At 71.0% G+C, this 10,199-nt stretch carries 10 protein-coding genes; 4 read left to right on the top strand and 6 right to left on the bottom strand.

All coding sequences use genetic code 11. The features are described from left to right. Window positions 1–174 precede the first annotated feature (174 nt). The gene (locus tag VGH76_RS02215) at window positions 175–1,410 is read right to left on the bottom strand and encodes a cytochrome P450 (protein ID WP_331554972.1); all 1,236 of its coding nucleotides are present in this window, start codon (window positions 1,408–1,410) and stop codon (window positions 175–177) included. A 109-nt stretch (window positions 1,411–1,519) separates the two neighbouring features. Between VGH76_RS02215 and VGH76_RS02210 the strand changes: the two genes are divergently transcribed. Both VGH76_RS02210 and VGH76_RS02205 read left to right on the top strand, forming a co-directional pair. After that, window positions 1,520–1,717: a ferredoxin gene (locus VGH76_RS02210; RefSeq protein WP_331554971.1), complete on the top strand. Its 198-nt coding sequence runs from the start codon at window positions 1,520–1,522 to the stop codon at window positions 1,715–1,717. Further along, window positions 1,714–3,207, top strand: coding sequence for a long-chain fatty acid--CoA ligase (locus VGH76_RS02205; RefSeq protein WP_331554970.1), 1,494 nt, complete (start codon window positions 1,714–1,716; stop codon window positions 3,205–3,207). The genes VGH76_RS02210 and VGH76_RS02205 overlap by 4 nt, the downstream gene beginning before the upstream one ends. A gap of 36 nt (window positions 3,208–3,243) precedes the next feature. Here the strand turns inward: VGH76_RS02205 and VGH76_RS02200 are convergent, their stop codons facing one another. Next, complete coding sequence (locus VGH76_RS02200; protein WP_331554969.1) at window positions 3,244–3,555, bottom strand: hypothetical protein; 312 nt, start codon at window positions 3,553–3,555, stop codon at window positions 3,244–3,246. A 69-nt stretch (window positions 3,556–3,624) separates the two neighbouring features. Beyond that, window positions 3,625–4,866 carry a cytochrome P450 gene (locus VGH76_RS02195; protein WP_331554968.1) on the bottom strand — a complete coding sequence of 414 codons (1,242 nt, stop codon included), beginning with the start codon at window positions 4,864–4,866 and terminating at the stop codon, window positions 3,625–3,627. A 122-nt stretch (window positions 4,867–4,988) separates the two neighbouring features. Here VGH76_RS02195 and VGH76_RS02190 point away from each other — a divergent pair, with 122 nt between their 5' ends. Further along, window positions 4,989–5,819 (top strand): mycofactocin-coupled SDR family oxidoreductase, encoded by an 831-nt coding sequence (locus tag VGH76_RS02190; protein ID WP_331554967.1) that lies wholly within the window; start codon window positions 4,989–4,991, stop codon window positions 5,817–5,819. Window positions 5,820–5,867: 48 nt separating this feature from the next. Here the strand turns inward: VGH76_RS02190 and VGH76_RS02185 are convergent, their stop codons facing one another. Genes VGH76_RS02185 through VGH76_RS02175 form a run of 3 tightly spaced genes read right to left on the bottom strand, consistent with a single transcriptional unit; the run spans window position 5,868 to window position 8,981 of the window. Beyond that, the gene (locus VGH76_RS02185; protein ID WP_331554965.1) at window positions 5,868–7,100 is read right to left on the bottom strand and encodes a CoA transferase; all 1,233 of its coding nucleotides are present in this window, start codon (window positions 7,098–7,100) and stop codon (window positions 5,868–5,870) included. Window positions 7,101–7,137: 37 nt separating this feature from the next. Continuing rightward, the gene (locus VGH76_RS02180) at window positions 7,138–8,259 is read right to left on the bottom strand and encodes a class I adenylate-forming enzyme family protein (RefSeq protein WP_331554964.1); all 1,122 of its coding nucleotides are present in this window, start codon (window positions 8,257–8,259) and stop codon (window positions 7,138–7,140) included. A gap of 11 nt (window positions 8,260–8,270) precedes the next feature. Further along, on the bottom strand, window positions 8,271–8,981 hold the full coding sequence (locus tag VGH76_RS02175) for a FadR/GntR family transcriptional regulator (RefSeq protein WP_331554963.1): 711 nt from the start codon (window positions 8,979–8,981) through the stop codon (window positions 8,271–8,273). Between the two features lie 209 nt (window positions 8,982–9,190). Here VGH76_RS02175 and VGH76_RS02170 point away from each other — a divergent pair, with 209 nt between their 5' ends. Further along, window positions 9,191–10,027: a TIGR03619 family F420-dependent LLM class oxidoreductase gene (locus VGH76_RS02170; RefSeq protein WP_331554962.1), complete on the top strand. Its 837-nt coding sequence runs from the start codon at window positions 9,191–9,193 to the stop codon at window positions 10,025–10,027. The last annotated feature ends 172 nt before the right edge of the window (window positions 10,028–10,199 follow it).

The raw sequence follows: 10,199 nt of genomic DNA, 5'->3' as shown, positions 1-10,199 counted from the left end.
CGCTCACCCCCCGGATCGCCGCCGTCGGCCCCGATATCGTCCGGCAGCACGCCATGATCAACGGCACCCCCGTCCCCCCTGAGGTCCTGGTCGAGGTCGTCGACGACGTCGTTCTACCGCTGCTGCGCGGCATCGGGATCGCGCGTACCTAGGCCGCGCCGCTAGTCCGCGCCGCTACCGTGCCCGGAAGGTGACCGGCATGGCCTCGGGACCGTGCAGCATGCCGGCCGCCGCTGTCATCTCCAGCTCCCCGTCGACGGCCAGGCCGGTCAACCGAGAGGTGAGCACCCCCAACGCCTCCTGGATCTCCGCCCGGGCAAGAGCCGCGCCCAGGCAGTAGTGCATGCCGAGCCCGAACGGGGCGTCGAAGGAGCGGTCGTTGCGCCCCACCGGGCGGGGGGTGAAGACGAACGGCTCGTCGAAGCGCTCCGGGTCGCGGCTCGCCGCCTGGAAGTTCAGGATGACGCGTCGTCCGGCCCTCATCTCGACCCCGCCGTACACGACATCCTCCCGGGGGATCCGGACGACGAAGTTGACCACGGGGTACCACCGGAACGTCTCCTCGGCGACCTGCCGCACGAGGTCGGGCTCGCCCGCCATGCGGTCCCACAGGCCCGGCACCTCGAGGATCGCGCGGACCGACGAGGCGAGCTGGTATCTCGTCGTGTCCTGGCCGGCGAAGATCAGATTCGCGATATTCCAGACCAACTCCGAGTCGGTGATCCTGCCCGCTGTCGCCTGCACCTGGATCAGGGCGCTGATGGCGTCCTCCTGGGGGCGCCGCCGGCGCTCCGCGACCAGCTCGGCGCAGTAGTCCCACAGCGTGCGCAGCGCCGCGTCGATCTTCGGGAAACCGGGTGCCAGCGGTACCTGTGCCAGCAGATGCAGCTGGGTCGCGGCCGCGGTGAACTCCGGGATGTCGGCGGCGGGGATGCCGAGGAGGTGGCAGAGCACCTCCATGGGGTACGGGCTGGTGAAACCTTCGACCAGATCGAGCGGCAACCCCGCCGCGAGCATCTGGTCGGTCAACCGGGACGCGACCGCACGCATCCGACCGCGCTCGTCCTCGATCAGCCGGGCCCGGAACGCGGCGAGGAACACCCTCCGGATGCGGTCGTGCCGCTCACCCTGCATCGCGCTGAGCAGCCCGTCGTGGGCAAAGGCCCGCAGCATCTCCCCAGCCCCGTAGGACTCGTAGGTCGAGTGCGTCTGGGTCACCAGCCGGTCGTCGCGCAGCAGCGTGATCACGTCGTCGTGGGCGAGCACCTCGACCCCTCGGCGGCTGAAGGCGAACCGCCCCGAAGCCCGGACCTGGGCGATCGTCGGATGTGGGTCGCGCTGGAAGTCGGCGCCCGACACATCGAGTATCGGAAGGTCCTCCTCGCGGAGCGGCGTCGTGGCCTGAGTCATGGTTCTCCTCCTCGCCCTCGGGCACCCGTCTACTCTAACGTAGATAACTATGACCGGCCCACTACTCTGACGATCTCAGGTCTCGTCACGAACACCGAGGAGGGCACCGATGGCCAGAGTCCTGGTCGACAAGGACATGTGCACCGGGCATGCGCGATGCAACGCGGTGTCCCCCGAGGTGTTCCCCCTCGATGACGACGGCTTCGTGGCGGTCACCGACGAGGTGGTCGACGACGACGCCGCGCAGGACGCCGAGGCCGGGGCATTCGCCTGTCCCGAACGGGCAATCCGGGTCATCGGCAAGTGAACGTCACGATGTTCCTGGACATGGCCGTCGAGGGCTTCGGCGACCGGGTGTTGATCGGTCGGCGTGGGGACGGGCTGTCCGCGCCGCGGCTGCGTGAGCTCGCGGGCGGCGGGGCCCGACTCATCCAGCGGTCCGGTGCGGACGCGCTCCTGTACCTCGCCGTGAGCGGCACCGCACTGCCGGTGGCGCTCTTCGCCGCCGCGCTCGCCGGAGTACCGCTCGTGCCGGTCAACTACCGGCTCGGTCGCGAGCAGCTCGACGGCCTGCTGGCCCGCCACCCCGGTGCACTCACGATCGCCGACCCGGAGCTGTCTCCGGTGTCGGTGCCCTCGGCCCACCCCGTGCGGACCCCCACACAGTGGCTTGCCGATGCCGGTGCGGCCGGGTCTCCGGAGGAGTCCGGGGACAGCGCCGCACCAGCGGTCGTGATCTACACCAGTGGCACGACCTCGGCGCCCAAGGGCGTGCTGCTGCGACACCACAACCTCGTCTCCTACGTCTTGGGCACCGTCGAGTTCGGCGCCGCCGGAGCCGAGGAGGCGGCGCTGATGAGCGTGCCGCCCTATCACATCGCGGCCGTCTCCAACGTCCTGACCAATCTCTACGCCGGGCGTCGCGTCGTGGCACTGCCCGCGTTCTCCCCCGAATCCTGGCTGCGGCTGGTCCGCGACGAGGCCGTCACGAATGCGATGGTGGTTCCGACGATGCTGGCTCGGATCATGGAGGGCGAGGGCCTCGACCGGGCTGTCCCGTCACTGCGCTCGCTCGCCTACGGCGGGGCGAAGATGCCACAGCGGGTCATCGAGCAAGCCCTGCGGGAATGGCCGAGGGTGGATTTCGTCAATGCATACGGGCTCACCGAGACCAGCTCGACGATCTCGGTGCTGGGACCGGCCGAGCACCGGGCGGCGATCTCCGCGCACGATGCGGCCGGGCGCGCGCGGCTCTGTTCCGCCGGCCGGGTCGTCCCGGGGATCGAGCTCGAGGTGCGCGACGACTCCGGCGCCACCGTCGGCCCCGGCATCTCCGGACGGGTCTGGGTGCGCGGCGAGCAGGTCTCCGGTGAGTACGCGGGATCGACCCGCGCGGTCGACGAGCGCGGCTTCTTCGATACCCGGGACAGCGGACGGATCGACGAGGAGGGCTTCCTCTTCATCGAGGGCCGGGTCGACGACACGATCATCCGCGGCGCGGAGAACATCGCCCCCGCCGAGATCGAGGACGTGCTGCTGCGCCATCCCGGCGTGCGTGACGCGGTGGTCGTCGGGGTCCCCGACGAGGAGTGGGGCCAACGGGTGGAGGCCGTCGTCGTGCGCGCGCCGGGCGTCGACATCGACGCTGACGCGCTGCGCGGCTACGTCCGCGGCGAGCTGCGCGGCTCAAAAACCCCCGCGCGGATCGCCTTCTGGCCCGAGCTGCCACGCACCGCCACCGGCAAGCTCGTCCGGCGCGACGTCGTCGCCGAGCTCACCTACGCCGAACCGACCTGACCGGCGGACCCGGGACGGGCCCGGCCACTCTCCCGGTCAGTCCGAGGCCGGCAGTGGCTTGGCCGACTTCAGCACCAACGGTGTGCCATCGATGGCGAGCGTCCCGGCACCGGCCTTCGAACACAGCAGCTCGACCGCCAGGTGCTCGGCCACGTAGCGCTTGCCCAGCTGCGTCCCGTCCCCCTGGGTTGGAGCAGCCGCACCCGCCGGGGCCCCGGCGCGCTCCTTCGCGTCGACCATCGCGGCTCCGCCGCAGGTCAGGTCGAGGTCGTCATCCGGCCAGCGGATGACGACCACGGTCGTCGCATCGGCCGTGCTCGCCAGCAGCTGTCCAACCCGTGCCCTCATCGCCGTGCCCCCTCACGTCGTGGCGTCCGTGCCCTGCCAGCCGCCGGCGTCGAGTATCCCCCGCGCCGGCTACGCGTCGCCGAAGACCAGCGGCAGCGAGTCCAGCCCCCACACGTTGCCGGCGGTCCGCATTCTCGGCCCGGCGCCGGGCGCGAGCGAGAAGGGCGGCGCCTGGGTGCACATGAGCCGCATGGTGATCTCCAGTTCGTGGCGCGCCAGGTGCACGCCGAGGCATCGGTGCGGCCCGAGCCCGAATGCCAGGCTCGCGGCCCTGCTCCGATCGGCCCTGCTCGCATCGTCACCGCTCCCATCGTCACCGCTCCCATCGTCACCGCCGACCCGTGACCTTGTCGCACCCGACACGCCGATGAGAACGGTGTCCCCCGCCTTCATCCGTACCCCGCCGAGCTCGTGGTCACGGGTGAGCGTTCGCGCGGGAGGCACGATCGGGTACGTCCGCAGCAGCTCCTCGAGGACCGCCGGCACCGAGTCCGGGTCCCTCCGCAGTGCCCGCTGCTGGTCCGGGTGGGTCGCGAGGTGGTGGAAGATCACGCTGAGCTGACTCGTGACGGTGTCGAGCCCGGCGATGAACAGCAGGAAGCAGGTGTCGAGCAGCTCGTCGTCGGTGAGTGGCTCCCCGTCCACCCTGGCCTGGACGAGCGCGGAGATCAGGTCGTCGCCGTCCGGGGACCGCCGCCGGCGAGCGATCAGCTCGGCAAGGTAGCCGACGATGTTGCGCCCGGACTCGGCGCTGACCCGAGGGTCGGCGGCGTGCAGCAGGTCCGAGCTCCAGGTGGTGAACGCGTCGGCCCGCTCGACCGGCAGTCCGAAGAGCGTCAGGAAAACTGTGGTCGGGAGCGGCTTCGCGAATGACTCGACGAAGTCGATCCGCTCGGCGTCCGCGAAGCCCGCGATCAGTTCCGCCGCCCGCTCCTCGACGCTGCGCACGATCGGCCGGATGGCCGCCGGCCCGAAGAACGGGATCAGCAACTTGCGGTAGCGGCGGTGCTCATCTCCGTCGAGCTCCTGCGGGATGAGCTTTCGGGGCCAGAATCCGGCCATCGGCGGAACCCCGGTGGGATAGCTGCTGAAGACATCGGTGCGCTGGAACGCCTCCCGAACCTCGGCCTCGCCCAGCACCAGCCAGAACCCGCCCAGCGCGCTCGAGTAGAGCACCGGTCCCTCTGCCCCGAGCCGATCGAAGACGCCGTACGGATCGGCGGTCACCGTCGGGTCGCCGATCACGTCGACATGCCGGACCAGCTCGCTGGGCACGTGCTCCGGCACCGGGGGCACCGTGTCCACGCTCATGTTCGCTCCAGACTGCGTCGTCGACAAAGGTACATAGCGTAGTTAGATATGAGAGCGTAGCAACGTCTTGTTGAACGTAGCTAGCGAAGCTACCGTTGGGCGGCATTCGAGCGGGAGGAACCGTGAGCAGACTCGAAAGCAAGGTCGCTTTCATCACCGGTGCCGCACGTGGGCAGGGCCGCTCGCACGCGGTTCGTCTCGCGGCCGAGGGCGCCGATATCGTCGGCATCGACATCTGCCGCCAGCTGGACTCGGTGAACTACGCGATGTCCACCCCGGACGACCTCGCCGAGACCGTGCGCCAGGTCGAGTCGCGGGGCGGCCGCATGCTCGGCATCGAGGCCGACGTCAGGGACCTGGACGGGATGCATGCCGCGGTCGCCCGAGGGCTCCGGGAGTTCGGCCGCCTCGACATCGTGCTCGCCAACGCCGGCGTGATGACCCAGAGCCTGCCACCGCACGAGAAGTCCCGGGACGCGTGGCGGGACGGCATCGACGTTCTGCTCACCGGCGTCTGGCACACCTTGCAGGCCACCTACCAGCCGCTCATCGACGGTGCCCGGGGCGGTTCGATCGTGATCACCAGCTCGTCGCAGGGGCTGCGGCCGTTCTTCAGCGACCTCAGCGGCGGCTTCGACTCCTACGCCGCGGCCAAGGCCGGTGTCATCGGGCTGATGCGGTCCTACGCCGCCACGCTGGCGGAATGGAACATCCGGGTCAACAGCATCCACCCGACCGGCGTCAACACCCCGATGGTGGTCAACGAATTCTTCGGCGAGTACATGGAGAAGTCGAACCCCAAGACGGCGGCGCGGGTGGTGAACGCGCTCCCGGTGGAGCTGGTCGAGCCGATCGACGTGAGCGAGGCCGTGTTGTACCTGGTGTGCGAGTCGGGCCGTTACGTCACCGGAACGTGCCTGCCGGTGGACGCCGGCCTCGTCTTCGCCGGCTGAGGTGGGCGCCGCCTCGGATGTCCTCAGCCGAGCGCGCCGCGCGTCCGGTCAGGTCACCGCACCCTCGATCTTGAGGGCGAGCAGCGCCTCGTCGTCGAGCCCCAGCTCACGCAGGACGTCGTCGGTGTGCTCGGCGAACTGGGGAGCGCGGGTGAGCACGGCCGGGACCTCGTCGAACTGCACCGGGCTGCCCACCAGCTCGCGGCCGACACCCTCGGCATCGACGACCGGGGCGACGAGCCCGTTCGCCCGCAGCGCCGCGTCCTGGCCGACCTCCCAGCTGTTCTGCACGACCGCCCACTGCCCCTTGAGCCGCCCGAGCACGTCCAGCCACTCGGCGAACGTGCCGCGCTCGAAGATCTCGGCGACGATCTCGGCCGCCTCGGTGGCGTTGCGCATGAGCGCGTGCACGTCGGCGAACCGGGGGTCGGTGACTAGGTCGGTACGTCCCACGGCCGCGCAGAACTCCGGCCAGTAGCGGCCCGGCTGGAGCATGGTCAGCTGGATCCACCGGCCGTCCGAGGTCCGGTAGGCGCCGCTGAGCGGGTTGCCCGGAGCACCGTGCTTGGGCTGCTCGACGACCGGCAGCGGCTCCCCGGCCAGCAGGGCCAGGTTGACCGAGAACTGGGTCACCCAGGCACCGACCCCGAGCAACGACACGTCGACGACCGACGTCTCGCCCGTCCGCGCCCGCTTGAACAGCGCCGCCGCGATGCCCCCCGCGATGGTCATACCGCCCATGGAGTCGCCGTAGGCGCCGGCGGGCATGCCGGCCACCCGGTCCGCCTCCGGCGCGGTCACGCCGGACGCACTGCCCCCTCGGGCCCAGAACGCGGTGCTGTCGTAGCCGCCCTTGTCCGCATCCGGCCCGCGCGCGCCGAACCCGCTGCCGCGTACGTAGATGATGTCGGGGTTGAGTGCCCGGATGTCGTCGACATCGATGCCCAGGCGCGATCTCGACCCGGGTAGGTAGTTGGTCAGGAAGACGTCGCTGCGGCGCACCAGCTCCTCGAGTACGCCGCGCGAGGCCGGGTTGTCCAGGGCCAGGCCGACGCTGCGCTTGCCCCGGTTCGGCCCTTCCATGATCGGGAAGAACGAGGAGTTCTCGCTGTACACGTCCAGACCCAGCAGCTTGACGATGCCGCGCTGCGCGTCGCCCCGCTCCGCGTGCTCGATCTTGATGACGTCCGCGCCCCAGTCAGCGAGGACGGCGCCGGCCGCCGGCACGAAGGTGTACTGCGCGACCTCGAGGACACGCACGCCCTCCATCGGACCCGACATCTCTCGTCCTCCTGCCGTCGATGACCGCTCCTCAAGACTAGCTAGGTTCACTAGGTTGGTCCACCTCGACGACGTCCTCGCCGGGGGTGGATCTCGGGGATGTCCGCCAGGTCGGCCCGCCGGAGTTTGCCGAGGTCGGTGCGCGGCAGCGCGGCCACGATCGGTCGTCGGGGACCGGCAGCAGCGCGGCGTCCACGATGTCGGGATGGACGCGGAGCGCCTGCTCCACCTCGGCGAGCGAGATGTTCTCGCCGCCCCGGATGAGGATCTCCGTCAGCCGGCCGGTGACGACCAGGTTGCCGTCCGCGTCGAGGTGCCCGAGGTCGCCCGTGCGGAACCAGCCGCCGGCATCCAGGGGCGCGCCGTGCAGGTAGCCGGCGAACTGCTCCGGCCCCCGGACGACGATCTCGCCGCCGTCGATGCGGACCGCGCTGCCCCGGGTCGGCCGTCCGTCGGTGCCCTCCCTGGCCGCGAGCGTCGGCGGCTCGGGTGGGCCGGTGACCGTCGGGTGCTCGCTCGACCCGTAGGCCCGGAACACCATCAGCCCGCGCCGGTCGGCCTCCTCGATGAGCGCGGGGGGCACGGCCGCGCCGCCGGAGTCCGACGCCTCGGCCGACAGGCTCCCGCCGGTGTGCACCACCCCCTTGGGTCGGCCGGTGGTCCCTGAGCTGTAGACGACGCAGGCGGCCCCGCGCACCGGCTCGCCGACCGCCCGGGGCAGCCCGGGGAGCACGACGCCGCCGAGATCGGGCCCCGACCGGGGAACAACCACGACGGCACAGCGGGCATCGAGCGCAGCCAGTTCGGCGGCGTAGTCGCGGCGGTGCCAGGACTGCAGCGACACGAGCACCCTCGCTCCCGAGTCCGCGACGATCGCCTCGACGTCAGCGGGCCCGAGCGTGTGCAGCACCGGCACCACGGTGAACCCACCGAGCAGGCCCGCGACCAGCACCGTGACGATCTCGGCGGTTCCGCTACCGCGTACCGCGAGCACCTCACCGGGCCGCAGCCCGGCGCGGCGCAGTGTCGCGGCGAACCGTTCCGCATGGCCCAGCAGTGCACCGGTGGTCGTCCGGGTCTGCCCGCCCGCGTCGTCGACGAACGTCAGCGACGTGCCCGGCACACGGGCGGCCCCCTCGCGCAGGAGCCCGTCGAGCATGCGGGGCCGGGTCAGTCCAGCAGTTCGACGATCGAGGGCTGGTCGGTGTTCGCCATCAGCTTCTTCCCGACCTCGGCCATGTGCTTGGCCCAGAACTCCTGCGCCTGATCCCCGTCACCCGCGCGAATGTGCTCGACGACCTTCTTGTGCGCCCGGTAGGCGCGGTCGCGCTGCCGGTCACCGTCGGTCCACTGCAACAGCGCCGCCTGGGCGTGCCGCTGCGAGATCAACTCGAGCGTCTCCGCCACGACGGTCATCGTCACGTTCCCGGACAGCCGGACCAGAGCGGTATGGAACCGCCAGGCGAGTACCGGGAACGCCTCGGCATCCCTGCGCGCGCCGTTCTCCTGCTCGAGCAGGTCCTCCAGCTCGGCGAGCGCGCCCGGGTCGGAGCTCTCCGCCGTCATCCGGACCGCCACCGGCTCGAAGATCATCCGGAACGCGTACACGTCGGCGAGCGTGCCCCGGCGCAGCTGCAGCAGCATGCTGAAGCTACGCGCGGTGACGTCCGTGTTCGGCCGGCTGACGACGGGTCCCCGATGCGAGCCGCGGCGCACGGTGATCAGCTGCTGGGCCTCGAGCAGTCGCAGGGCCTCCCGCAGGGTGGGCCGGGAGACGTCGTACTCCTCGACGAGCGAGGACTCGGGGGACAACGACTCGCCGGGTTCGAGCTCGCCACGGAGGATCTTCTGGCGCAGCTCCGCCGCGACCAACTCGGCCATCTTCGGGATCCGCCTGCGCGCAACGTCCCCGCCGTAGCCGTTCCCCTGACGCACTGTAGTCACCCACATAGTTAACCATGTTTCAGGTTTCTTCGGTTTCCCGGCGACTAACATAGTAAACGTAGCTAGCGTTGATGGCGCGGCACCGGCTATACATGGGACATCGGACAACCGCGCCAGCCGAGCGCGCCCGACCGCCCGGAGGTTCCATGCCCCGCACCCGGCCCGTCGGCATCGTCGTACCCAACACCGAGCCCGATGCGGAGAAGGCGGTACGGACGTTCCCCCGGGCGGCCGAGGAGCTCGGGTTCAGCTCGCTCTGGGTCACCGACCACGTGGTCGGCGTCCGGGGCATGGCACCGGTGCACGGACCGTTCTGGTTGGACGCGGTGACCTGCCTCGCGCACCTGGCGGCGACCACCTCGGTCGCGCGCCTCGGGATCGGCGTGCTGGTCGTCCCCTACCGCAACCCGGTCCTCACCGCGAAGATGCTCACCACGATCGACCTGCTTTCCGACGGCAGGCTCGACATCGGTGTCGGCACCGGGTGGAGCCGCACGGAGTACCGGGCACTCGGGGTCCGGCACCTGTTCGAGGGGCGCGGCCGGGCGACCGACGAAGCCCTCGAGGTGATGCGCAAGTGCTGGCGGGGAGGTGCGGTCGAGCACGACGGCGAGTTCTTCTCGTTCGAGCACATCGCGTTCGAGCCGACCCCCGCCCAGAAGCCGCACCCACCGCTGTGGATCGGCGGGCAGAGCGGCCCGGCCCTGCGTCGCGCCGCGAGGTTGGCCGATACCTGGCACCCCCACGACCTGAGCCCGGAGGAGGTTCGCGCGACGGGTGACCGGCTCGACGAGCTCGCCTGCCGGGCGGTGCCCCGGTCGGTGCGCATCCACGCCACAGCCGACGACATCCCCGCGCTCGCCGACGTGGTCGACTCCTACCTCGACGCCGGCTGCCGGCAGGTGGTCATCGAGTTCCGGTCGGTCCCCGTCGAGACCACGCACGAGTGCGCGGAGAAGGCGGCCGCCGTGCTCTTCGCCTGACCACGCCCCGAGCCGGGCGGTGGCTCAGCCTCGGTCCGCGGTCAGCAACGCCACCCCCGCGATCGGGCCACCGCCGTTGGCGACCACCACCACCTCCGCGCCGGCCACCTGCCTGGCGCCGGCACCGCCCCGCAGCTGCACCACCGCCTCGTGCAGCAACCCGAAGCCGTGC

It is taken from the genome of Actinomycetospora sp., assembly GCF_036497585.1.
Lineage (GTDB): Bacteria > Actinomycetota > Actinomycetes > Mycobacteriales > Pseudonocardiaceae > Actinomycetospora.
This window is presented reverse-complemented; position numbering and strand designations above follow the sequence as displayed.